The 23,639-nt window shown below is 76.0% G+C and carries 18 protein-coding genes; 2 read left to right on the forward strand and 16 right to left on the reverse strand.

Annotated elements, in window-relative coordinates; all coding sequences use genetic code 11:
• Window positions 1-31: 31 nt before the first annotated feature.
• On the reverse strand, window positions 32-2,809 hold the full coding sequence (locus tag Q5530_RS30255; RefSeq protein ID WP_415366234.1) for a BTAD domain-containing putative transcriptional regulator: 2,778 nt from the start codon (window positions 2,807-2,809) through the stop codon (window positions 32-34).
• Between the two features lie 495 nt (window positions 2,810-3,304).
• Between Q5530_RS30255 and Q5530_RS30260 the strand changes: the two genes are divergently transcribed.
• Together Q5530_RS30260 and Q5530_RS30265 are read left to right on the forward strand one after the other, a co-directional pair.
• The gene (locus Q5530_RS30260; protein WP_415366235.1) at window positions 3,305-6,601 is read left to right on the forward strand and encodes a BTAD domain-containing putative transcriptional regulator; all 3,297 of its coding nucleotides are present in this window, start codon (window positions 3,305-3,307) and stop codon (window positions 6,599-6,601) included.
• 102 nt (window positions 6,602-6,703) lie between these two features.
• A complete protein-coding gene (locus Q5530_RS30265) occupies window positions 6,704-10,153 on the forward strand; it encodes a BTAD domain-containing putative transcriptional regulator (RefSeq protein ID WP_415366236.1) in 3,450 nt (1,149 codons plus the stop codon).
• A gap of 168 nt (window positions 10,154-10,321) precedes the next feature.
• Here the strand turns inward: Q5530_RS30265 and Q5530_RS30270 are convergent, their stop codons facing one another.
• From Q5530_RS30270 to Q5530_RS30340, 15 genes are all read right to left on the reverse strand, one after another.
• Window positions 10,322-10,489 (reverse strand): hypothetical protein, encoded by a 168-nt coding sequence (locus Q5530_RS30270; protein ID WP_380638493.1) that lies wholly within the window; start codon window positions 10,487-10,489, stop codon window positions 10,322-10,324.
• Between the two features lies 1 nt (window position 10,490).
• The gene (locus Q5530_RS30275; protein WP_415366237.1) at window positions 10,491-11,111 is read right to left on the reverse strand and encodes a response regulator transcription factor; all 621 of its coding nucleotides are present in this window, start codon (window positions 11,109-11,111) and stop codon (window positions 10,491-10,493) included.
• Between the two features lie 219 nt (window positions 11,112-11,330).
• Complete coding sequence (locus tag Q5530_RS30280) at window positions 11,331-12,407, reverse strand: NAD-dependent epimerase/dehydratase family protein (protein ID WP_415366238.1); 1,077 nt, start codon at window positions 12,405-12,407, stop codon at window positions 11,331-11,333.
• A 68-nt stretch (window positions 12,408-12,475) separates the two neighbouring features.
• A complete protein-coding gene (locus Q5530_RS30285) occupies window positions 12,476-13,807 on the reverse strand; it encodes a zinc-ribbon domain-containing protein (protein WP_415366239.1) in 1,332 nt (443 codons plus the stop codon).
• A complete protein-coding gene (locus tag Q5530_RS30290) occupies window positions 13,804-14,367 on the reverse strand; it encodes a phage tail protein (RefSeq protein ID WP_415366241.1) in 564 nt (187 codons plus the stop codon). Before Q5530_RS30290 ends, Q5530_RS30285 begins: the two co-directional genes overlap by 4 nt.
• Window positions 14,364-16,298 (reverse strand): putative baseplate assembly protein, encoded by a 1,935-nt coding sequence (locus Q5530_RS30295; RefSeq protein ID WP_415366242.1) that lies wholly within the window; start codon window positions 16,296-16,298, stop codon window positions 14,364-14,366. Before Q5530_RS30295 ends, Q5530_RS30290 begins: the two co-directional genes overlap by 4 nt.
• Window positions 16,298-16,708 (reverse strand): GPW/gp25 family protein, encoded by a 411-nt coding sequence (locus Q5530_RS30300; RefSeq protein ID WP_415366243.1) that lies wholly within the window; start codon window positions 16,706-16,708, stop codon window positions 16,298-16,300. Before Q5530_RS30300 ends, Q5530_RS30295 begins: the two co-directional genes overlap by 1 nt.
• Entirely contained in the window at window positions 16,705-17,028 is a 324-nt protein-coding gene (locus Q5530_RS30305; protein ID WP_415366244.1) for a PAAR domain-containing protein, read from the reverse strand. The genes Q5530_RS30300 and Q5530_RS30305 overlap by 4 nt, the downstream gene beginning before the upstream one ends.
• Before the next feature lie 21 nt (window positions 17,029-17,049).
• On the reverse strand, window positions 17,050-18,750 hold the full coding sequence (locus tag Q5530_RS30310) for a VgrG-related protein (protein WP_415366245.1): 1,701 nt from the start codon (window positions 18,748-18,750) through the stop codon (window positions 17,050-17,052).
• A complete protein-coding gene (locus Q5530_RS30315) occupies window positions 18,747-19,511 on the reverse strand; it encodes a LysM peptidoglycan-binding domain-containing protein (protein WP_415366246.1) in 765 nt (254 codons plus the stop codon). Before Q5530_RS30315 ends, Q5530_RS30310 begins: the two co-directional genes overlap by 4 nt.
• 29 nt (window positions 19,512-19,540) lie before the next feature.
• A complete protein-coding gene (locus tag Q5530_RS30320; protein WP_415366247.1) occupies window positions 19,541-19,975 on the reverse strand; it encodes a phage tail protein in 435 nt (144 codons plus the stop codon).
• A gap of 51 nt (window positions 19,976-20,026) precedes the next feature.
• On the reverse strand, window positions 20,027-20,494 hold the full coding sequence (locus Q5530_RS30325) for a hypothetical protein (RefSeq protein WP_415366248.1): 468 nt from the start codon (window positions 20,492-20,494) through the stop codon (window positions 20,027-20,029).
• A gap of 2,065 nt (window positions 20,495-22,559) precedes the next feature.
• Complete coding sequence (locus Q5530_RS30330; protein WP_380638506.1) at window positions 22,560-22,718, reverse strand: DUF6760 family protein; 159 nt, start codon at window positions 22,716-22,718, stop codon at window positions 22,560-22,562.
• The gene (locus tag Q5530_RS30335) at window positions 22,715-23,185 is read right to left on the reverse strand and encodes a hypothetical protein (RefSeq protein ID WP_415366249.1); all 471 of its coding nucleotides are present in this window, start codon (window positions 23,183-23,185) and stop codon (window positions 22,715-22,717) included. Before Q5530_RS30335 ends, Q5530_RS30330 begins: the two co-directional genes overlap by 4 nt.
• The gene (locus Q5530_RS30340) at window positions 23,182-23,622 is read right to left on the reverse strand and encodes a phage tail protein (RefSeq protein ID WP_233815714.1); all 441 of its coding nucleotides are present in this window, start codon (window positions 23,620-23,622) and stop codon (window positions 23,182-23,184) included. The genes Q5530_RS30335 and Q5530_RS30340 overlap by 4 nt, the downstream gene beginning before the upstream one ends.
• Between the last annotated feature and the right edge of the window lie 17 nt (window positions 23,623-23,639).

A 23,639-nucleotide genomic window follows, 5' to 3' on the forward strand; every position in this document is an offset into this window, starting at 1 on the left:
ACACCGCGCTGTTCGCGCGACCGGCGTGGTGTCAGCGGTGGGCGGCCAGGAGCGCCCGGACCTGGTCGGCGGAAGGTTGGTCGCCGCTCGCCAAGCCGCGCTCGTGGGCTTCGCGCCACACGTGCCGCGCTTCGGCGACCTCACCCACGGCGGCCAGTTCCTGCCCCAACCGCACGCGCAACGGGACGGCCAGCCTGGTCACGTGGATCTCGTCCACCAGGGCGACCGCCTCCCGGTAGCCGGCGATGGCGGCGTGGTGGTCGCCGGAGGCCGCCCTGATCTCGGCCAGCGTCTCCAGGCCCGAGATCACCCGTGCCGGTTCCCCGCCGCGCCGGAAGGTGCGCAACGCCTCGACCGCGGGCTCGCGGGCCTCGTCGAGCCGGCCCAGGCCGACCAGCGAGTCCGCGAGGTTGTTGCGGGCCATGCCGACGGACAGTTCCTCGCCGCAGCGCTCGTAGAGACGCGCGGCCCGGCGCAGCGGCTCCACGGCCTCGCCGAAGCGGCGGATGCCGTTGTAGGCGGAACCGAGGTTGAGCAGCGAGGTGGCCTGCTCGTGGACGTCGCCCAGTTCCTCGAAGATGGCGAGCGCGGCGAGGCAGGAGGCGACCTGGCGGTCACCGCGCCCCAGGTGGCCGTAGGGCGTGCTCACGCCGTTGGCGCACTTGCCCTCGAGGAACAGGTCTCCCGCCACGACGGCGCTGCGGACCGCGGCCTCCCCCATCAGGGCCATCCGGCGCCAGTGCCCGCGCATGTAGAGGTGGTGCCACGAGAGCTGGAACAGGGTGGCGGCCTGGTCGTGCAGGCCGTGGTCCTCCGCACCGAGGACCAGGTGGGCGATCGTGTCGTGTTCGCGGTCGAACCAGGCCACGGCGGCGTGGTGGTCGACCAGGTCCGGGGTGTGCGCGCCGGGCAGGTCCCAGGTGACCCGCATCCGGTGCGGCACCGCGCTGATGCGGGAGCGGGCCAGTTCCGCGGTGCGCAGGTAGAACGCCATGAGGCGGGACACGGCGGCGGGTGCGCCGGGCAGGGTCCGGGCCCTGTCCCGGGCGTACTGCTTGAGCAGGTCGTGCGACTCGTACCGGTCGGGCAACCGCTGCTGGAGCATGCTGACCTCGACCAGTCGCCCCAGGGCGGCCGCGGCCTCGCCCGGGGTCGCGTCGACGAGCGCGGCGGCGGCGTGCCTGCCGACGGCCTCGCCGGGGTGCAGCCCGAGCACGTCGAACATCGCGCGCGCGTCCGCGTCGAGCGCGCGGTGGGACCAGTCGAACAGGGAGCGGAGGTCGGTGTCGGTGTCGTCGCCGGCCGACAGCACGTCGAGCCGATCGCGACGGCCGGCCAGTTCGTCGCGCAGCGACGCCAGCGGCCACTCCGGGTTCCGGGCCGCGTGGTCGGCGGCCAGCCGCACCGCCAGCGGCAGCCGCGCGCACAGCTCCACGATGGCCGCGGCGGCGTCCGGCTCGGCCGCCACGCGGGTGGCGCCGACCTTGTCGGCGAACAGCTCCAGCGCCTCGGCGGGCGAGAGCAGGCCCAGGGTGACGTGGTGAGCGCCCTCCCGGGCGGACAGGCCGCGCAGCCTCCGCCTGCTCGTGACCACGACCACCGAGCCGCTGCCCGGCAGCAGCGGTCGCACCTGGGCGCTGTCGCGGGCGTTGTCCAGCACGACCAGGACGCGGCGCGCGGCCAGTTCGGTGCGCCACCGCGCTGCGCGCTCGTCGGTGTCCTGCGGCACCCGGTCGGCGGCCAGGCCGAGCGAGCGCAGCAGGACGTCGAGCGCGTCGGCCGCGTCCACCGGCGGGGTGGGTCCGTAGCCGTGCAGGTTCAGGTACAGCTGCCCGTCCGGGAACTGCTGCTCGACCTGGTGCGCCCAGTGGACCGCCAGGGTGGTCTTGCCGATGCCCGCCGTGCCGTCGATGGCGGAGATGACGATCGGCGGCGCGCCGCGGCCGGTCGACGGCGAACCGATCAGCCGGTCCAGACCGGTCAGCTCCTCCGCACGGCCGACGAACCCGCGCACGCCGGCGGGCAGTTGCCGGGGCACCGCGGTGGTGATCGCGGGCGCCGGACCGAGGGCCTCGTCGTCGGCGAGGATCGCCCGGTGCAGGTCGGCCGTCGCGCGGGCGACGTCGAGCCCGAGTTCGTCGCGCACCGAGGTGGACACCCGCCGGTACGCCTCCAGCGCCTCCGCGCGCCGCCCGACCCGGTGCAGGGCGAGCATGAGCCTGGTCCACAGCGACTCGCGCAACGGGTGCCGGGCGGTGAGGTCGCGCAGATCGGCGATCACCTCGTGCTCGCGCCCCTCCGCCAGGGCGATGTCCAGGACGCGCTCGCGGGCGGCGAACCACAGCTCGGCGACCGCCGGCCCCGCCTCGGCCCGCAGCGCCGGGGAGGCGACGTCCTCCAGCGGCCCGCCCCGCCACAGCGCGACCGCCTCCCGCAGCAACGCCGACTCGCGCGCGCCATCGCCGTCGCGCGCCGCCCGCGCCGCCGAGGCTACCAACTCCCTCAGCAGCAGCAGGTCGAGCTGCTCGGCGTCGACGCGCAGCAGGTAACCACCTTCGCCGGTCTCGACCAGACCCGGACCGAGCTTGCGGCGCAACCTGCTGACCAACGACTGCACCCCGTTGCGCAGGTCCTGCGGTGATTCGCCCGGCCACACGTGGTCGAGCAGCCGCCACACCGGCACGACCTCGTTGGCCGAGAACGCGAGCGAGGCGAGCAGCACCCGCAGGCGCCCCCGCACCTCCACCGGCCCGTCCGCCGTCTCCACCTCGAACGGCCCCAGCACCCTGATCCGGACATCCCGCCCCATGACCGCTCCCCCCGAAGCTCCCCGGCGCGGGATCGTACCGGGGGAGGTGGCCGCCGCCGCCGACTTCCGCGCCGATCCACCCGGGTGGTGGAGTCGCCGCCGACGATCGCCTCGACCGAGCGTTCGAGCAGGCGCGACGCGCGGTCGGGGCACCCGCGAACCGGTGTTCCGGGGCCATTCCGACAATCTCCCGCAGGTGCCCGGTCAAACGGTCATCCTACCGATTCCAAGCCCGGGGGAATCGGATGAGTTTTCTGTAAAACTATCGTCGAGAGTATCGCCGCGACCGGGCCGGACTTCCGAACACACGGATTTGATCTGCGGAAACCTCCTTTTGAGACGCAGGTTGTGAGCATTCTTCCCGATCCGTTCCCGTGATAACGTGGCCGAACGGGCACATCCTCGATAGCAACCGGCGCACAGCGGAGCAGGTACGCCATCAGCAAGAGCACGCCACCCGGCCCCTATTTCCACGAAAGGGGTGATCCGATGTCGATGAGCACGACCGCGTCGCTGGTGGTCAGGTTGCTGGGCCCGGTGCGCGCCTGGCGCCACGGCGCGGAGGTCGACCTCGGCACCGCGCGCAGGCGGGCGGTGTTCACCCTGCTCGCGCTCCGCGCGAACGAGGCGGTCTCCAAGGACGAGCTGATCGACGGCGTGTGGGGCGACGCGGCTCCCGCGAGCGCCGGGGCGAGCCTCCACACCTACGTCTCGGGCCTGCGCCGGGAGCTGGAGCCCGAGCGGTCCAAGCGGTCGGCCGGGGTGGTGCTCACCTCGACCGGGGCGGGTTACGCGCTGCGGCTGGACCGGGACGGGTTGGACGTCCACCGCTTCGACCGGCACCGCGAGCGGGCGGAGGCGTTGGCGCGGCACGACCCGGAGCGGGCCGCGGCGGAGCTGGGCGCGGCGCTGGCGCTGTGGGAGGGCGAGGCGCTGTTCGCCGTGCCCGGCCGGTTCGCCGAGGCGCAGCGGTCGCGGCTGCACGAGCTGCGGCTGGCCGCCGTGGAGCGGCACGCCGAGCTGGCACTGCGGCTGGGCCGGCACGCCGACGTGGTGGCCGAGCTGTCCGGGCTGGTGGTGGAGCACCCGCTGCGGGAGGGCCTGCACGCGCTGCTGATGACCGCGCTGCACCAGGGCGGCAGGCAGGCCGAGGCGCTGGAGGTGTTCCGCGGGGCCCGGCACGTGCTGGCGACCGAGCTGGGCATCGAGCCCGGCCACGTCCTGCGCGAGGTCCAGCGCCGGGTGCTCGACGGCGACGTGGCCGCGCACCGGGCGCCGCGGCCCCGGGCGCACCCGACCCCACCGCCGCGGCCGGCGCTGTCGCCCTTCGTCGGCCGGCGCCGGGAGCTGGACCTGCTGCGGCGCGCGGTGTCCGAGGTGGGCCGGGGGCGCGGCGGCGCCGCGTGGCTGGAGGGCGAACCCGGTATCGGCAAGTCGTCGCTGCTGACCACCGCCCTGGCCGGCGCGCCGGACGCGGGCGTCCGCGTGGCCCGCGCCGCGGCCGACGAGCTGGGCGGGCGCTTCCCCCTCCGGGTGGTCCTCGACGCCCTCGACGTGTCGGTCACCTCGGCCGACCCGCGCCGGGTCGGGCTGGCCCGGGACCTGCTCGACCCGGCCGGCGACTCCCCCGCGCCGGACGACCCCGTGCTGACCGCGATCGACCGCCTGGTGGAGCTGGTCGGCGAGCTGTGCGCGGACACCCCGCTGGTGCTGGCGCTCGACGACCTCCAGTGGGCCGACGAGGCCAGCGTGCTGCTGTGGCACCGGCTGCTGCGCCTGGCGCACCGGCTGCCCCTGCTGCTGGTCGCGGTGGCGCGGCCGGTGCCGCACCGCGACGACGTGGCGCGGGTGCGGCGCGCGGTCGTGCGGACCGGCGTCCTGGTCGACCTGGGGCCGCTGGCCGAGGACGAGGTGACCGCGCTGCTGACCGGGCTGGTGGGCGCCGCGCCGGGCGAGGGGCTGGACCGCGTGGCCGGGTGCGCGGGCGGCAACCCCCTCTACCTCAGGGAGGTCGTCGACGCCCTGCTGCGGGAGAACGCGGTCGAGTTCCGCGACGGCGTGGCCGAGGCGGACCTGGTGGGCGAGGACATGCCGACGTCGCTGGTGGGCGCGCTGACCAGGCGGCTGGCGTTCCTGTCCGCGGACGCCCTGGACCTGCTGCGCCGGGCCGCGCTGCTGGGCACCCGGTTCGCGCCCGGGAACGCGGCGGTCGTGGCGGGCCGGCCGGTCTCCGAGCTGGTCGCCGCGGTCGAGGAGGCCACGGCGGCGGGCGTGCTGGTCGAGGCGGGCGCCGAGTTCGCCTTCCGGCACCACCTGATCCACCACGCCCTCTACCGCGGCACCCCGGCCGCGGTCCGGGCCGCGCTGCACCGCCGGGCCGCCGAGGCGCTGGCCGCGGCCGGCTCACCGGTCGAGCTGGTCGCGCGGCAGCTGGCGACCGCGCCGACCGCCGTGGACCCGTGGGTGGTGGACTGGCTGACCGCCAACGCCGAGGCGGTCGCGGCGCGCGACCCGGACCTGGCGATCGCGGTGCTGCGCTCGGTCCTCGGGCGGTCGGACGTGCCCGCCGGGGCGCGGGAACGGCTCGCCGCCCGGCTGGCGCGCCTGGTGTTCCGGCTCGGCGGCCGGGCCGAGGCCGACGCCCGCTACGCGCTGGCCCGCGCCCGGGACCGCGACCTGGTCGCCGAGACGCGCTGGGTGCTGGCCGCCTCGCACCACCGCGAGGGCCGCGCCGCCGAGGCCGCGCAGGTGCTGCGGGCCGCCCTCGCCGACGCCGGCACGCCCCCGGTCTGGCGGGCGCGGCTGGAGGCGCTGGCGGCGGGCGTGCTGCCCGGCGACGAGGCGAGCGCCGCCGCGGACCGCGCGCTGCGGCTGGCGCGGGAGGTGCGCGACGACTTCGCCGCGGCCCAGGCCCGGCGCGGGCTGTGGCGGATCGCCACCGCGCACCGCGACCACCCGGAGGCGCTGCGGCAGGTCGACCTCGCCCTGGCCGTCGCGGTCGAGCCGGAGGTCCACGCGGACCTGGTGGGCGACAAGGTGCTGACCCTCCGGCAGCTCGACCGGCTGACCGAGGCCGACCGGCTGCTGCGCGTGGCGCGGCCCCACCACGCCGCCGCGACGCAGGACTACTGGCGCGGGCGCTGGGCGGACGCGCTCGACCTGGTCGACGCCCACCGGGAGCCCGCGCCCGGTCCGTGGCCGCGCGACCGGGGGCCCGTGCCGCCCGCGCACGGCGTGGCCGCGCTCATCGCCGCCCGCCAGGACCGGGTGGACGTGGCGCTGCGGCACCTGCGCGTCGCGGCCGGGCAGCGGGACGAGTTCCTGGACGACTACCTGGCCGCCGCCGAGGCCGCCCTCGCCGAGCGCGACGGGCGCGTGGACGACGCGGTCGTGGCGCTGTCCGGGGTGTTGGCCGCCCACCGGATCGCGCCCGAGCACCCCTGGTTGCCCTCGCTGACGCGGCTGGCGCTGCTGGCGGACGACCACCACCTGGCCGCGCGCGCGGTCGAGCGGGCGCGGGCGGACCCACGGGCGGTCGCGGTGGCGCTGCGCTGCCGGGGACTGGTGGACCGCGACCCCGCCCCGGTGCTCGACGCGGCGGCGCGGTACCGGGGGGCGGGGCGGCCGGTGGAGCTGGCCGAGTCGCTGGAGGACGCCGCCGTGCTGCTGGGCGGGCTGGGTGACGGCGGGGCGGCGGCCGCGGCGGCGCAGGAGGCCGTGGCGCTCTACCGCGGCTTCGGCGCGGAGTGGGACGCGCGGCGGGCCGCGGCGTGGTTGTGCCGCGCCGCCTGAGGGACTTCGGGGAGGGGCGGGGGCGCGGCGGGGACGGGAGGGCGGTCGCGGTGCGGGAGCGGGGCGCACCGCGTGATCGGGGAGCCTTGGGGAGGGGACGGGATGACGTCGTTGCGGTTGGACGTGCTGGGGCCGGTGCGCGCGTGGGTCGGGGACCGGGAGGTGCCGCTGGGCTCGGCACGTCCCCGGGCGGTGTTCGCGATGCTCGCGCTGCGCACGGGTCTGGTGGTGCGGCGTGACGAACTGGTCGCGGGCGTCTGGGGGCAGGACGCGCCGGCCACCGCGGAGGGCAGCGTCCACACCTACATCTCGTTGCTGCGCAAGGCCCTGGAGCCCGACCGCACCCGAGGGGTGGCCTCGCGGCTGCTGGAGTCCACCGGCTCGGGCTACCGGCTGCGCTGGGACCCGGCCGCCTCGGACCTGGCCGAATTCCGGGCGCTGCGCGCGCGGGGGCAGCGCCGGCTGGCCGAGGGCGACGCCGAGGCCGCGCTCGACCCGCTGGACTCGGCCGTGGAGCTGTGGCGGGGCGAGGCGCTGGCGGGTCTGAGCGGGCCGTTCGCCGAGACCCGGCGGCGCGAGCTGACCGCGGAGCGCACCACCGCCCGGGAACTGCGCGCCGAGGCCGCCCTGGCGGTCGGCGCGCACACCGACGTGATCGCCGGGCTCGGCGCGCTGGTCGTCGAGGAGCCGCTGCGGGAGCGGGCGCGCGAGCTGCTGGTGCTGGCCCTGCACCGCAGCGGGCGCGGCGCGGAGGCGCTGGAGGTGTTCCGCGACGCCCGCCGGGTGCTGGCCGCCGAGCTGGGCGTGGAACCGGGACCGGGGCTGCGCGCCGCGCAGCGGCTGGTGCTCACCGGCACGGGCGGTGGGCCCGCCGCCCCGCGCACCGCGCCACCGCGGGCGTCCACGACCGGTCACGTCCTCCCCCACCACCCGGAGCCGACGACCGCCGCCGTGGTCGACGAGCCGGTCCTGGTCGGTCGCGACGCGGAACTGGCCGAGGTCGCGCGCGCGGTCGACGAGCTGTCCGCCGGGCGCGGTCGGGCGCTGTGGGTCGAGGGCGAGATGGGCATCGGCAAGTCGGCGCTGCTGGCCGCGGTGCTGGCACGGGTCGGGACGGCCGGGCACCCCGTCGCCCACGCCGTCGCCGACGAGCTGGACCGCCGCTTCCCGCTCCGGCTCGCGCAGGACGCCCTGGGCGTCGACACCACCGCCACCGAACCGCGGCGCGCGGCCGTGGCGCGGGCGCTGCGCGAGCGGCAGCCGGTCGGGTCGATCTTCGCGGACGGCGACCCGGTCACGGGCGGGGTGGACCGGCTGGTCGCCCTGGTGGAGCAGCTCTGCGCGGACGGGCCGCTGGTGCTGGCGCTGGACGACCTCCAGTGGGCCGACGAGGGCAGCACCGAGGTGTGGCACCGGCTCGGCGGGCTGACCCGGCGCCTGCCGCTGCTGCTGGTGGGCTCGGCGCGGCCGGTGCCGAACCGGCCGGAGGTGGCCCGGCTCCGGCGCGTCGCGGAGTCCGTCGGCGGCACGGTGCTGGACCTGGCGCCGCTGGGCGAGGCGGACGTGGCGGGCATGGTCGCCGGGCTGGTCGGCGCGCCGCCCGGACCGGGGCTGCGCGAGATCGCCGCGCGGGCGGGCGGCAACCCGCTGTACGTGCGCGAGGTCGCGGACGCGCTGCTGCGCGAGCGGCTCGTGGTGGTCGGCACCGGGGTGGCCGAGGCGCGCGAGCACGCCTTCGACCGGGCGCCGGGATCGCTGGTGTCGGCGGTCGGCGGGCGCCTCGACTTCGTGGCCACCCCGACGCGCGAGGTGCTGCGGTGGGCCGCGCTGCTGGGCGGTGAGTTCGCGATCGACGACCTGGCGATCGTGCTGGGCCGCCCGGTGCCGGAACTGGTGCCCGCGTTCGAGGACGCCGCCGCGGCGGGGGTGCTGCGCGACGCCGGGCACCGCATCGCCTTCCGGCACCCGGTACTGCGGCAGGCGCTGTACGAGGGCACGCCCGCGGCGCTGCGCAACGCGCTTCACCAGCAGGCCGCGCAGGCGCTCGCGCGGGCCGGCGCGCCGGTCGACCACGTGGCCGAGCAGCTGCTGGCCGCGCCCGGCGACGCCGGGTCGTGGGTGGTGGACTGGCTGCTGGCCCGCGCGCCCGCGCTGGTCTACGAGGCGCCGCTGGTGGCGGTCGAGCTGCTCCAGCGGGCGCTGCGGTCCACGGCGGTGCCCGACGAGCACGCCGCGACGTTGCGCGCGCACCTGAGCACCGTGCTGTTCCGGATCGGCCGCGACGTCGAGGCCGAGCACCACGCCCGGCGGGCCCTGCCGCGGCTGCGCGACCCGGACCGGATCGCCGAGGCGCGGTGGACGATGGCCTACGGGCCCTTCCGCGCGTCGCGGCCGGAGGAGGCGCTGGCCTCGCTGCGGGAGGCGCTGGCCGATCCGGTGCTGCCGGACGCGTGGCGGGCCCGGCTGCTGTCGTTGCAGGCGCTGGTGCAGCGCGCCGGGCTCGACGACCTCGACGCGGCGGCGGCGAGCGCGCGCGAGTCCATCGAGGCGGGCGAGCGCGGGGCCGACCCGTTCGCCATCGGGCAGTCCCTGGAGGTGCTCTGGCAGGTGGACGCGGCCCGCCGCGACTACGTGAGCGCGCTCGGCTACCTGGACCGGGCGCTGGACGTGGTGGGCACCGACCTCAGCCTGACCGACCTGAGGCTGGTGCTGCTGGACAACCGCGTGTTCACGCTCCAGTGCCTGGACCGGCTGGACGAGGCGACCGACACGCTGCGGCTGGCGTTCGAGGTGGCCGGGCACGGCGCGCCCGTGGCGGCCCTCCAGGTCGGCGCGTCGGTGCACCGGTTCTGGCTCGGCGGGTGGGACGAGGCGGTGGACCGGCTCGGCGCGGTGCTCGGGGACGACTCCGGCATCACCGGGTTCGGGTTGCGGGAGGGCGGGCTGGTGCTGCTGCACGGCGTCGCCGCGCTGATCGCCGCGCACCGCGACGACGGGCTCGCGCTGAGGCGGCACCTGCACGCCGGGCTCACGGTGCCGATGGTGACCGCGGCGAACCGGGAGAACTGCGACTTCCTGGTGGTGGCGCGGGCCACGGCGTCCTACCGGGACGGGAACCACGCCGAGGCGATCGAGCTGCTGGGCGGCATCCTCGACACCCGCTACGCGCAGATGATGCTGCGGCACCAGTGGTTGCCCGAGCTGGTCCGGATCGCGCTGGACGGTGGCGACCGGGCGACGGCGCGGGCCGCGGCGGAGGCGTGCGAGGCCGAGGCGGCGCGGGAGTCGACCGAGGCGAGGGCGGCCGCCGCCGCGCGGCGCTGCCGCTGCGTGCTGGCGGAGGACCCGGACGGGCTCGCCGAGGTCGCCTCGCACTACCGCTCGGTGGGGCGGGTGTTCGAGCTGGCGCAGACGCTGGAGGACCGCGCGGTCCTGCTGGCCCGGGGTCGGCGCGGGTCGGAGGCCGGCGTGGCGTTGCGCGAAGCCGTCGGGCTCTACCGCGACCTGGGCGCGGCGTGGGACGTTCGTCGGGCCACCGCCCGGGTCGGCTGACGCCGGGTCGGCCCGGCCGGTCCCGAACGCGGTCGGCACCTGGCCCGGCGGGCACCTGACACGGCCGGCACCGGGCACGGCTTCCGGGGGCGGTTGGACCGCGTCCCCACCGCGCGGCCCTCCGGCGCACCCCCGGCGCACCCCCGGTTCACCCCCGGGCAGGGGTGTCTACTCGTCCCCCGCCGGAGCGCCGATCACGCCGTCCGCCGACATCACCCAGCCCGTCTCCGACCGGCCACCACGCGCGCCGGACGCTCCCCTCAACCCCCGCCGCACCTGGTCCACCACCCGGCGCAGCCTGGCCCGGTCCCGTTCCGCCACCAGGGTCTCGTCCACTTCAGATCATCCCCTTCCGCAGTGCGTAGGCGACCGCGTGCGGCCGGTTGCGCAGGTTGAGCCGGGTGGTCAACCCGTAGAAGACGTTCTTGATCGTGCGCTCCGAGTAGCACAGCCTGCCGGCGATCTCGGCGGTGTCCAGGCCGTCGGCCATCAACCGCAGCACGTCCGCCTCGCGCGGCGTCAGCTTCGGCACGCTCGCGTCCGGCGAGATCAGCTCCCGCTGGAGGCGTTCCACGTGCTTGAGCAGCTCCGCCACCAGGCTCGGCGGCATCACACCACCGCCCGAGGCGGCCGCCAGGACGCTGCGCAGCACCCGCTCCCCGGTGGCGGCGCTGCGGGGCAGGATGGCCACCACCCGGCACTCCACGGCGGCGAGCACGTCCTTCTCCCCCACCTCGTCGAGGACCAGGACCATCGGCGCGGCCGCGTCGGCGGCGACCCGGCGCAGGGCCGCCAGCACCTCGGGGCCGATCCGGTCGACGGCGACCACGACCACGTCGGCGCGCGCCCGCTGGTCCCACTCCAGGACCACGATCTCGGCCCGCGAGCCGAGGTAGCTGGTCAAGCCGGCCATGCTCAGGTGATCCGCCGACTGGACGACGACCCGCACTCGTTCCACCGCTGCCTCCCACAGATCCGCTTCCCCGATTTCGAGTGTGGAAGGCGTGGCTTCACGTGCTCTCAAACGCGTCTACAAAACTTCTTCACGAAGCCCGGACGGCGTGGAGGGGGCGCGGAGAGGGGCCCGCCGATCACTCAACACCCCGCAAGATCCCCTGGTCAAGGGGGTGTTCCCGGAGTTGCGCAAGGTTGGCGCCCTCGCGCACCCCGGCGCGGTTCACCCCGGGGCGACGACCTCCTGCACCCCGCTCCAGTGCCGGTGCAGGGTCGACAGCACGTCGTCCAGGTCGTGCGCGGGAGCCCAGCCCGGGTAGTCGCGCCGGAACTTGCGGGTGTCGCTGATCCACCACCGGGGGTCGGCGAAGCGGGGCCGGGACGAGTAGTCGAACCGCACCTCCACGCCCGTCAGGTGCTCGTAGCGGGCGATCAGCTCCAGCACCGAGGCGGCGCGCTCCCGCCCGCCGCCCAGGTGGTAGACCTCGCCGGGTCGGGGGTCCAGGGAGAACTCCCACAGCGCGTCCACCAGGTCGCGGACGTCCAGCACGTCGCGCACCTGCTTGCCGCCGTGGCCGACCACCGGGTAGGGCACCCCGCGCACGGCGCTGCGCACCAGGTGCGACACGAAGCCGTGCTCCGGCACGCCCGCCTGGCCGGGACCGGTGACGCTGCCGCACCGGAACACGCCGACCTTCATGCCCAGTTGGCGGCCGTGCTCCTGCGCGGCGAGGTCGGCCGACAGCTTCGACACCCCGAGGAACGCGCGGTCGGCCCGGTCGAGCCGGATCGACTCGTCCACGCCGTGCTCGTGGAACGGGTGGGCCGGGTCCAGCTCCCACCGGGTCGCGGTCTCCACCAGGGGCAGCGCGTCCGGCACGTCGCCGTACACCTGGGTGGCGGAGACCAGGGCGAACACCGCGTCGCCGCAGTGCCGCCGGACCGAGTCCAGCACGTTGAGCGCGCCCACCGCGTTGACCGCGAAGTCGACCAGCGGCTGCCGGGCGGACCACGCCCGGCTCGGCTGCCCGGCCGCGTGCACCACCAGCCGCACGTCGGCGCCCAGGGTGCGCAGGACCTCGTCCACGGTCGCCTGGTCGCGCACGTCCACCGCGTGGTGCCGGTAGTTCTCGACGCGCCGGACCTCGGCCAGGCCGCGCGCCACCGACCCGGCCGGGCCGCAGAACTCCTGCCGCATCCCGTTGTCCAGGCCGACGACCAGGTCGAACCTCGGCGCGAACCGCCGGACCGCCTCGCCGCCGACCAGCCCGGCCGAGCCGGTGACCACTGCGATGTCCACGTGTGCTCCCTCCGTGCGTCAACCCTCTGCGTCAACCCTCTGCGTCAACCCCTGCGCGCCGACCGCGGTCACGGGCGGCGGAAGAACTCGACCTCGCCCAGCGCGACGTGCCGGCCGGCGCCCAACCCGGCGGCGGACGTCACGACCAGGCGCACCGCCACGACCTCGCTGATGCCGGTGTCGGTGCGCTGCGGGCCCGGCTGGTCGTTCAGCGCCACCGCGATCGTGCGGGTGGCACCGCCGGCGCTGGTCACCACCACGTCCAGGGCGGTGGGCCGGGCCTGCTCGCGGAACTGCTCGGGCTGCGCCGAGGCACCCGTGTGCACGACCACCGACAGCAGCCGGAACGGCCGGTCGAAGGTGAACTCGACCGCGTCGCCCACGGCGGGCGCGCCCCAGTACCGGTTCGACAGCCCGTCCACCGCGGCGGCGGCCGGGTGGTCGGGCACCTCGACGGTGGCCGAGGTGCGCGCGGGCGCGATCGGCGCGGGCTTGGCCAGCCGGTCGCGCAGGTCCTCGAACAGCCCCACCGCCCTCGGGGCGAACAGGACCCCGGCGACCACCAGCGCGGCGACCACGAGCAGCGCGGCCAGCCTGCGCAACCACCGGGAGGTGTCGCCTCGCCGCCGCGGCCGCCCGCGGCGGCGCGCGGCCCGCGCCGCCGGTCCGGCCGGCAGCAGCGGGGTGGCGCACCGGCGGCAGAACCGCCTGCCCGGCGGGTTGGTGGTGCCGCACACCGGGCACGGCGGGCCGTCCACCGCGACCCCGGGGCCGGTGCTGGGCAGCGGGCGCCTGGCCTCCGGCCGGCCCGGCAGCACCGGTCCCAGCACCACGTCCGAGGGCCCCGCCGCGACCACGGCCGCCGACCCGGCGCCCGTCCGGACCCGGGCCGCGTCCGCCGAGTCCGTCGGCACGGACGCGGCTCCGGTGCCCTGGTCGGCGGTCGTCCCCGGGTCCTTCCCGAACCGGGACCGCACCCAGGCCCGCCAGCGGGCCCACAGGCCCGGCCGGGTGGCGGCCGACTCCCCGACCGCCGGTCCGACACCGGCCGCCGAACCCGCCCGCGCACCGTCCGAGAGCGATTCCACGCCGCCCGCCAGGAGGTCCTCGACCGGTGGGGTCCGCCCGGCGACCAGGTCCTGCACGGCGGCCAGGCCCTCCGCCGCCCGGTCGTCCGCTGGAGCCCGGTCGGCTTCCGCAGCCCTGTCGGTTCCTGCAACCCGGTCGGACCCCGCCGCCCTGTCGGCCTCCGCAGCCTGGTTGTCCCCCACAGCCCGGTCGTCCCCCGCAACCCGATCAACCCCACCCGCCGACCACCCCAGGTAGGTCCCGCAGTTGCCGCAGAACTCGTCGCCGTCCTGGACGGACGCCCCGCACTGGGGGCACGAGCGCACGGTCATCCCCCCTCACCCCCGGGCGGCCCCTCCAGCACCTCGACCACGCACCTGACGTGCACCGGGCACACCGCCTCCACCAGCGCCTCGACCCGACCCCGGTCCACCGGGCCGGACGACCCGGCCCACACCCGCACCACGACCACCCCCACCGCCGGACCCGGCAGCGGCCCGTCGGGCGTGCCCGACCAGCCCACCCCGGGCCCGTCGGCCACCTCCGCGCGCACCCCCAGCGCCAGCTCCAGCCGATCCACCAGCCCGGACACCGTGCCGCGCCGCCGGTGCAGCTCCACCGCCCGCCGCACCAGGGCGCGCCGCAGCGGCTCCGGCCAGGCCGGGTCCAGCCCGGCCGCCACCCACGACGACAGCCACGCCAGGAAGTCCTCCGGCGCCAGCGCCGGGTCCAGGTAGGCGGGCAGGTTGTCCAGCGTGGACAGCACCGCCGACAGCACGGCGTCCAGCCCGGCGGTGAACCGCTGCGCGAGGTCGTCTTCCGCGAACAGCGCGGGCAGCATCTCCCCCAGCGGGTGCCTGCTCGGCAGCTCCGGCAGCGCGGCCCTGGTCACGGCGCACCGACCACGACCTGGTGCTGGTGGGAGAACACCAGCGCGTTGGGCGCGACCTCCAGCCGGTCCACCGGTGTGCCGCGCGCCCCGGTGATCGGGTTCGCCGGGAACATCCGGATCTCCTCCACCAGCCGCACCCCGGGCACCGCCTGGAGCACCGAGAACACCTCGCCGAACTGCACCGGCCGCCCGAAGCCCCACCCGGTCCCCCCCGGCCCGCCGCGCAGCGGGTTGAGGTACCGGTACAGCGCGGCCAGGGCGCCCTCGCGCGCCCGGTCGACGTCGGTCGCGGTGAGCCGGGCCACCACCGTCAAACCCTGGTAGCGCGGCGGCTCCACGACCAGCCGGGTGCCCAGCAGGCGCCGCTCGTCCAACCGGCGGGCGACCGCGGCCAGCACCTCGTCGGAGGGCAGCAGCTGCTCGAACCGCAACCGGTCGCCCTCGTCGGCCACCGCGTCGGGCACCACCAGCACCCGCGCCGCGCCCACCTCGCCCTCCACCGGCAGGCAGCGCACGCGCGCCAGCGACGGCGCGGCCTGCCGGGCGATCAGCTCGTGGTCCTCGGCGGTCACCGCGCGGTCCTGCACCCGCAGCTGCTGGGGCGCGCGCAGCTTCGCCTCGGGCACCGTCTCCGCGTCCACGCCGCCGGTCGCGGCCTCGCGGTTCTCCACCGCCGAGAGGTAGGGCACCGAGCTGCGCAGCACCGAGATGGCCCGCCGCGCGACGTTGCCCGACCGGCCGCCGCCGGTGCGGTAGCGCGGCACCCGCAGCGCCGCGCCCTTGGGCGGCACCGCGCCGTGGCGGCGCAGCGTCCCGTCCGCCTCCCGCACCGCCGGCGGGAACAGGAACTCGCCGCTCGACGCGTCGAGCACCACGTGCCGGTCGTCGGGGCCGGACGCGCCGAAGTCCTCGACGACCGACCAGTCCTCCCAGCCCTCGCCCGCGGCGACCTGGACGACCACCGGGTCACCGTCGAGCAGCACCGGGGCCCTGGGCACGCGGAACCGCTGGCCGGGCACGCCGGCGGACTCGCCGAGCGGCACGTCCGCCTCGGTCTCGGCGTGCTCGGCGGTGGTGGTGCCGCCGATGGTGTAGACCTCGGCCTCGCGGACCGTCGGCGACCCGGAGTAGAACGGCTGGCCGGGCACCGGCTCGGTGACCCGGCAGCGCAGCCAGCCCGCGCGGTGCCCGGCGACCACCGAGGTGGTGTGCCCGCCGGGGACGTGCAGCACGACCTCGCCCGGCCGGTTGAGACCGCCGGTGCCGTCCTCGTCGACCTCGCAGGCGGCCCAGTCCGCGCCGTCCCACGCCTCCCACACCAGCGGGGGCTGCCGGGGGTCGACGCCGATGCCCTCGACGCGGCTCTCCAGCCTCAGCACCACCGCGCAGTTCGGCACCGCGGCGCTCAGCCCGAACAGGGTGGCGTCGCCGGGCGCGGGCGCGGGCTGGAAGCACGGCACGTCCTGGCCCGCCTCCAGGTCGCGCGTGCGGTCGGCGTGCTCGCCCGCCGCCGAGCGGGTGACCAGGCGCGCCAGCCCGCAGGGGACGATCGGCAGTTCCCCGGCGGTGGCGAACACGGTGGCCTCGGCGAACTCGGTGCTCACCGTCGCCACCTCGGTGCCCGCGGGCAGCGACACGGTCTCCGCCTGCGGCGCGGACAGCCAGAACGTCACCCGCGCGCGGGCCGCCGTCGGCGGGAACAGCCGCACGCCCAGCAGGTCGAGGAACGCCAGGTAGTTCTTCTCCGGCACCCGGTTGAGCCGGTAGACCAGCTGGTCGACCATGTGCGCGAAGGTCTCGATGAGCGTGACGCCGGGGTCGGACACGTTGTGGTCCGTCCACTCCGGACAGCTCTGCTGGACGTAGCGCTTGGCCTCGTCCACGAACTGCTGGAAGCGCCGGTCGTCCAGGTTGGGCGCTGGGATCGCCATCAGTCGGCCTCCCCTTCCTCGGACGGGATCGTGTAGAACGGGAAGACCAGGTTGCGCTGGTCGTTGGTGGACTTCACGGTGTAGCGGATGTCGATGTAGAGCGTGCCGACGTCGACCGAGTCGAAGGCCACCACCACGTCGGCCACGTCGATGCGCGGCTCCCAGCGGTCCAGCGCGGCGCGCACCTCGCGCGAGACGTGCCCGGCGGTCGCGCCGTCGGCCGCGGCGAACACCAGGTCGTGGATGCCGCAGCCGAACTCCGGCCGCATCGGGCGCTCGCCCGGCGCGGTGCCCAGGACCAGCCGGATGGCCTCCTGGATCTCCTGGTCGCGGTCGACCATGCCGATGCCGCCGGTGGGGCCGACCCGCAGCGGGAAGCCCCAGCCGCGGCCGACGAAGTCGGCGCTCACAGCAGGCCCCCGACCTGCACCGTGCCGAGGCGCGGCACGATCTTGGCCCCGCACGTGGTGCGGTCCCCGATCAGCGCGACGGGCAGGCCCGCGACGAGCACCGTGCGGGGTGGGACCGGCGGGTCCGGGATGACGAGGTTGCCCGGCCCCAGCAGGGGGTCCGGCGGCTTGACGCACGCGTGCACGCCGCCGACCGCGGCGACGGGCCTGCCCTCGACCAGCACCGTGGGCAGCCTGGCCGCCGCGGGGCCGACCGGCGGGCCGATCGTGCCTCCGTGGGAGGTCTTGTCGCCCTGTCGGGCGACGGGTACCGGGGGCATGGTGGCACTCTCCTCACGTGGTCAGTTGAGCCTGATGAAGCTGCCCTTGAGCGTGAGCACGCCCATCCCCGCGTCGATGGTGATACCGGCGGCGTCCATCGTCAGCGAGCTGATCACCCCGGCGCCCCGGGGACCGCGCACGGACACGCCGATCCGGTTGAGCTTGTCGTCGAGCACGACCTCCAGCCGCTCGTCGCCGGTGACCAGCCGCAGGCCCGACTGCGCCCGGCTGTCCAGCAGCTCCAGCCGGTTGCCGTTGCGGGCGGCCACGGACCGGCGGTTGACCTTGCCGCGCATCCGGTCCACCAGCGGGCGGCCGTGCGGCGAGGGCTTGTCGACCCCGTTGTAGAGCCCGCCGATCACGTAGGGGCGGTCCAGGCTGCCCTGCTCGAACCCCACCAGCACCTCGTCGTCGACCTCGGGGCTGAACACCCCGCCGCCGCCGACGCCGCCCCACTGCACGGTGCGGACCCAGTCGGTGACGTACTTGTCGTCCAGCCACGGGAACTTCAGGCGCACCCAGCCGCGCTGGTCCCGGCCGGGCTCCTTGATGTCGGTGACGACCGCGGTGGCCAGGCCGGGCATCCGCGGGCCGCGGGCGGGCGCGCTGCCGCCCGCGACCAGGCCCGCCAGGGACCGGTCGGGGGAAGCGCTGACCGTCAGCGTGGTGTAGTAGCCGGTCTCGGGGTCCAGCACGTGGCGCGCGCCGGTCGCGGTGTAGGTGCCGTTGAAGTCCTCGCCGTAGTCGGCGACCGACACGGGGTCGCCCGCGCGGAGCCGGGGGCTGCCGTTGACCACGGCCTCCAGCTCACCGAACCCGGCGCTGGTGGACGCCTCCAGCGAGCGCGCCGCGCGGGTCGCCTCGGCCTGGGTGGCGTAGGGGGTGTCGGTGACCAGCAGGGGCGCCTTGGTGGGGAACCTCGCGTTCGCCCGGCCCGCGCTCAGGCCGGGTTTGACGGTCCGGCTCGGGGTGTTGGGCTGCACCGCGACCAGCGCCGCCTTGGCGGCGACGTCCCAGCTGCGCACCTCGACGCCGTTGGCCTGGTCGGTGCCGGTGAGCACGGCGCGCAGCGCCACGGTGTTGTCACCGAACCTCAGCACGTGCGGGTCGCCCGCCGCCGACGCCTTCGGCGCCTTGCTCGCGGGCTGGAGCTTGACGAACTCCAGGCGTCCCCGCGCGTCCACCCGGACCACGGCGTCGTGCTCCTGGGCGAGCACCTGGAGGAAGTCCCAGTCCGACACGCCCGCCTGGCTGAGGTGCCGGTAGGTGACGTTGGCGAGGTCGAGCCTGCCCACGGTCAGCCCGGCGCCGAGCGCGACCTTCCGCACGACCGCCGACGCGGACATGTTGCGGAACGCCTGCACCTTGCGGCCGCGCAGCAGGCGGTGCGCCCGGCTCATCGCCCGGACCACGACGAACACCCCGGTGCCGTCGTGGTCGAGCTCCAGCCCGGTGACCTCGCCGGTGAACACGCGCTCGGCGGAGGTGACGGCGGACGTCGCGAACGACACCGCCACCGGATCGCCGATGGAGATCCCGGCCGCCCGGAGCAGCTCCCGCTTGTCGTCCCGGTAGGTCAGCACCGCGCTGTCGGGCAGGCCGACGTTCTCGTCCACCACGCAGCGGACCAGGAGGCCCGCCCGGTCCAGCAGCTCCTTGCCGTTCACGCTGATCACCGCGCTGGCGGCGAGGTTGTCGCCCTGCTCGTTCGGCGTGGTCACCGCTCCTCCTCCGGTCCGCCCACCGTGCCCGGGACCAGCAGCTCCCTGCCGGGCTCCAGGACCATGGGGTCGTCGATGTCGTTGGCCTCGGCGATGACCCGCCACGCGGTGGCGTCGCCGTACTCCCGCCAGGCCAGCTGCGGCAGGCTGTCCCCGGCGACCACCCGGTGCGTGCGCCGGGCCTCGCGCGAACCGGAGGTCGGGTTCTGGCCCGGCGTGTCGGCCCCCGCCTCCTCGATGGACAGCGAGCAGGTGGCGCGCAGCGGCTTGCCGTCCGGGTCGAACAGCGAGTAGTCCACCGACAGGCTCGACAGCACGCCGTCGAAGGACACCGACTTGGCGGTGCCCCACTCGAAGCGCACCCACGGGCTGGCGGGCTTCTTCTTGCGCAGGCTGGCCTTCGTGGGCACGCAGGCGATCATCAGCTTCTCCACCCCCTCCTCCACCGAGTTGTCGTGCTCGGAGGTCGCGTCCAGGAACACGTCCACGCTCAACGAGCGCGGGCCGCTGCCGACGAACTCCGGCAGTGACGCCTGGCCCGCCATCCGCGCCGGTTTGCGCCGCCACTCGACGCTCTTGCTCAGGGACAACCGGTTGGGGTTGAACTGGAACTTGACCGTGGCCAGCCGCCCACCCGGCTTGGCGCCGCTCCTGGCCGGCGGTTCCATGATCACCAGCTGCGCCTTGACGAGGCCGGAGCCGAAGTACGCCTTCGCGGCCTTGCCCGCCTTGGCGACGCCGGCCTGGAACTTCGCTGCCACGGTCCGGTCCTCCTCCCGCTGCCCGCGCCTCAGTCGTCGCTGGACGCCTGGAGGCCCTCGTGGGCGAACTCCAGCGTCTCCACGGCGGCCTGGGACTGGTTCGGGTCGAAGGAGGGGCCCTGCCAGCGGACCGGGATGATGCCCATGACCTGCCAGCTGACGATCGGGGTCAGGTCGGGGGCCAGCGCGACGATCTCGCCGTCCTCGCGGTCGGCCTCCTTGAGGACCTCGTTGAACCACTTGAGGACCTTCGTCGAGTCGCCGGTCACCGGGCGGGTCATGGTGATGTTCGACCAGGTGATGCGCGAGGGCAGGCTCCAGGTGAACCCGTTGTTGCCGCCCTCGGCGTACTGCTCCACCTCCACCTGCGCGCCGAGACCCTCGCAGGTGTGGAACATGCCGAGGTCGTCGTCGGCGATGGTCAGCCGGAAGAAGACGCTGCTGGCGAAGACGTCGTCGCTCATGGGTGCTCCTTGGTCGGGTCGGCCGGGGCAGGGCCTGGGGCCGGGGCCGGGCTAGCGGCGGCGGTCGTGCAGTCGGCCGGCGCGCTCGCGGCCCTGGCGCAGCTCGGCGCGCAGCAGTCGGCCGACCGGTTCGAGCAGCCTGCGGGCCAGGTCGTCGAGGTCGAGGGGGACGGCGGGCCTGCCGTCGTCGCCGCGCTCCTCGGTCCGGGGTGGGGTGGCGGGGTGGGTGGCGGAGTGGGGTGGGGTCGGCTGGTGGCCGGGTGCGTTCACCGGGTGCTGCGGCGTTGGCTGCTGCTGTGGCTGTCGCTGCGGGGTGGTCGTCTCGGGGCCGTTCCGGGTCCGCTGCACCACCGTGTCCGACGTCCACCGCACCACCGGGACGGGCTTGGCGATGGGCCCCGGAGCGGTGGAGGTCCGGTGCCGGGTCGGAGCCGTCGGCGCGCCGTCGGGGTTCGGGTGGGCGATCGGCGGGAATGTCGGGCCGCTGTCGAGGGGGCGGGGCGGGGTCGGTCGCACCACCGCTTTTCCGCTGGTCCCCGGCGCGGGCGGGTCGCCGGTGTGCCGCTGGACGTACGTGGTCGAGGTCGCTTCCGGAGCTGTTGCCCGCTGCACGGCCGTGGGTGGTGCTGTCGCTGATGCCGGGGCCGGACCGCTTTTCCGGATCGTGCCCCGCTGCACCGGGTCGGGCTTCGCGGACCTGCGGCGGCTCACCGCCGGCGATGCCTGGTCGGGACCAACCGGTCCGCGAGCCACCGGCTTCACCTCAGAGCGCCCGAACCACCGCGTCCTCGGGGACGCCTCACGGGAACCGGTCGCCTTCGGCACACCACCTCCCGTGCCGGGGTCCACCCGTCGCCTGGTCGCCGGTGCGGGGTCCGGACCAGCCGGTTCCCGCCCGGTACCCGCCCACTGCGGGCGCACCACGCGCCGCGCCGCCGCGCGCTGCACCGGCTGGGGCAGGCCCGTTCCGGTGTTGGTGGCGAGGGGCCGTTCGGCGATCAGGGGCAGCACTCGTGGACGCGGTGCCTCGTCCTGGGACGTGCTCCGGCCGGGGTCGGGCGCGGCCGACCGCTGGACGGTGGCCTGCCCCAGCGACGGCAGGCGGGTCATCGGGACCACCGGCAGTCGGACCGGGCTCGGGGTGGCCGGTGCCCGGTCTGGCGTGGGCGCGGGGCCGGACCCCTCCGCCGACGCGGTGCTGTCGAGGGAACGCCGCACCGGGCGGTCCAGCCCCAGCGGCGGCACCACCTCCGGGCCGGAGGGCCGTGCCGGGCCGTCACCCGCCCTGCCGCTCTGGGGCGACCGACGTGCCTTCGCCGTGTCCGGCGGTGCTGCGGTCGACGGCAGCTGCGAGAGGGGTTCACCGATGCCGGTACCCCGCCTGGGCCGGGTCGTCGGGTCGGGCTTCGGGGCTGCGCTGCGCTGCACCACCGGTGGCGGGCCTCCGGCAGGCGATGATGCCGCCGGGCGGTCCTTCGCACCGGAGGGCGCACCGGCGGTCGGCGGCATCGCCGTCAACGGCTCTCCCAGAACCGGCGCGGACCGGGGCGCGGTCGATGCCGACCGCACGGCGGACTCGGCCGCCCCAGGGGCCTTGGCGGTTTCGGCGGCCTTGGCGCTCTTGGTGCCCTCGGCGCTCTTGGCGGCGTCGGTGGCCTTAGCGGCGTTGGTGGTCTTGGTGGCGTCGGTACACCTGGCGGTGTTGGCGACCCGGGCGGTGTTGGCCGGAGCAGCAGGTTCCGGCCGCTCCCCCACCCCGGCCGGCCCCTTCGGCGACACCACCCCGACCACCGGGAGCGACCGAACCGGCGTCACCGGCCTCTTGGCGACCGTCAGCGGTGGCCGGACCGGTCGCAACGGAACCGGTCGCAGCCGCACCACCTCGGCAGTACCGGCCGCCACCTCACCAGCCGCCTCCGGCCCTGGCACCGCCGCACCGGCAACCGCGCTCCTCTGCACCACCGGCTTCGCACCCGCACCGGCAGCTCCCGGCGCGGCAGCCGGTGAACCGGCAGCCCGAGTTCCGGCAGCCCGAGTTCCGACAGACTCAGACCCGGAAACCCGAGCCCCGACCGCCGGAACCCCCGCCGCCGGAACCCCGGCAACCCGGGTTCCAGAAGCCCGGGACCCCACCGCCTTCGGACCCGGTGCCCCCGACCCCACCGGCCCGGCCACCGCCCCGGCTACCTGACCAGCCGCCTGCCCGGCCACCGCCCCGGCCTCCTGCCCGGCCCTCAACCGCCAGGCCACCAGCAGCGGCCCGCCGCCCGAGTACCGCGACCGCTCCGCCACCTCCGCGCCGGTCACCCCGCCGACCAGCCCGGACGGGGCGCTCGCGCTCACCGAGTGCCCCAGCTCACCAACCGACCGGTGGTCCCGCCACGAGGTCAACCCGTCCCGGAACCGCAACCCGTCCCCGACCGCGACACCGCCGGGCCGGATCACCCCACCCAGCGGCGGCAGGGCACGCCACCCCCCGTCCCACGCGGGACGCGCCGGACCGCCCGGAGCGGTGACCGGCGCGGCCACCGGCCCCTCCTCCACGCGCTTCCCGCGCCGCAACCGGTCCCAGATCCCCACCGGGTCACCTCCCCTCGTTCACCCTCGTGTTGATGCGCGCGATCTCGCGGACCCAGCCCTGGCGCTCGTGGTGCTCCAGGTCGAGGATCTCCTCGCGCGGCCAGTGGAAGTGGTAGGCCACGTACGCGACCTCTTCGAGCAGCCGGTCGGCCGCGTACGTCACGATTCCCCCAGGCGGCCACCGGCGAGGTCGACCTCGAACGCGGTGCCGCACGAGGGGCAGGACACGCCCGCCCTGGTGTGGCCCTCGCTGTTGATCCGCCGGTAGAAGTCCTGGAGGAAGGCGATGTCCGTGGCGTACATCTGCTCCACCACCCCGGCGTGGACCTCGCGGACGCCGCCGAGCTGGGTGATGACCTGGCTGAGCAGCACCACGCTGAGGTAGCCGGGGTTCTCCTTGACCCGCAGGTCGATCTGGGGCCGCAGCTCGTCGCGGGCCGTGGCCAGGCGCATTCGGCCGTGCCGGTGCACCACGCCGTCGGGGTCCACGTAGCCCCGGGGCAGCTCGAAGTCGAACTCGGTGCGCAGGCCCCCGCGCCCGCTCGGAACCGCCGCCGTCGCGCGCTCCGGTTCGTCCCTGGGGTCGACCAGCTCGTCGAGCTGGTCGAGCGCGATCGTCCGCCGCCTCATTCGACCGTGATCTCCTCGAACACGAGGGTCACCTTCTCGGTGGCCGCGCTGGACTCGCCCGCCTTGAACGAGGGGCCCTCCCACTTGCTGGCCCACGCGCGGTAGAGCGTCATGCGGCGGACCGTGTTGCCCTCGGTGTCCTTGACCTCGATGGTGATGTCCTGCCGGGCCGCGGTGACCGCGCCCTTCTCCAGCGTCTCCTTGAGCCAGTTGGTGAACGTGACGCTCTGGTCCAGGCCCCTGGTGAGCGTCACCTCGCCGCCCTTCTGCGCGCCGGGCTGCTTGCGCAGCACCGGCTTGCCGGTCTCGGTGACCTGGGAGACCTCGACCACGTCCTCCTCGACGGTCAGCCCGCTGACCTCCTGGAGGGACTCGACGGTGAACCCGCCGAGCTGGACGCCGAAGATGTGGGTGGAAAGAGCATCGCCCTCTGCCATGGGTGGTGCCGCCTCTC

The sequence above is a fragment of the Saccharothrix sp. BKS2 genome, assembly GCF_047689505.1.
Taxonomy (GTDB): Bacteria; Actinomycetota; Actinomycetes; order Mycobacteriales; family Pseudonocardiaceae; genus Actinosynnema; species Actinosynnema lopnurensis.

Coding starts and splice junctions, on each gene's coding strand:
- Q5530_RS30255 (WP_415366234.1), bottom strand. CDS start 2,809: ATGGGGCGGGATGTCCGGATCAGGGTGCTGGGGCCGTTCGAGGTGGAG.
- Q5530_RS30305 (WP_415366244.1), bottom strand. CDS start 17,028: ATGCCCCCGGTACCCGTCGCCCGACAGGGCGACAAGACCTCCCACGGA.
- Q5530_RS30335 (WP_415366249.1), bottom strand. CDS start 23,185: ATGAGGCGGCGGACGATCGCGCTCGACCAGCTCGACGAGCTGGTCGAC.
- Q5530_RS30260 (WP_415366235.1), top strand. CDS start 3,305: ATGAGCACGACCGCGTCGCTGGTGGTCAGGTTGCTGGGCCCGGTGCGC.
- Q5530_RS30320 (WP_415366247.1), bottom strand. CDS start 19,975: ATGAGCGACGACGTCTTCGCCAGCAGCGTCTTCTTCCGGCTGACCATC.
- Q5530_RS30265 (WP_415366236.1), top strand. CDS start 6,704: ATGACGTCGTTGCGGTTGGACGTGCTGGGGCCGGTGCGCGCGTGGGTC.
- Q5530_RS30340 (WP_233815714.1), bottom strand. CDS start 23,622: ATGGCAGAGGGCGATGCTCTTTCCACCCACATCTTCGGCGTCCAGCTC.
- Q5530_RS30295 (WP_415366242.1), bottom strand. CDS start 16,298: ATGGCGATCCCAGCGCCCAACCTGGACGACCGGCGCTTCCAGCAGTTC.
- Q5530_RS30285 (WP_415366239.1), bottom strand. CDS start 13,807: ATGACCGTGCGCTCGTGCCCCCAGTGCGGGGCGTCCGTCCAGGACGGC.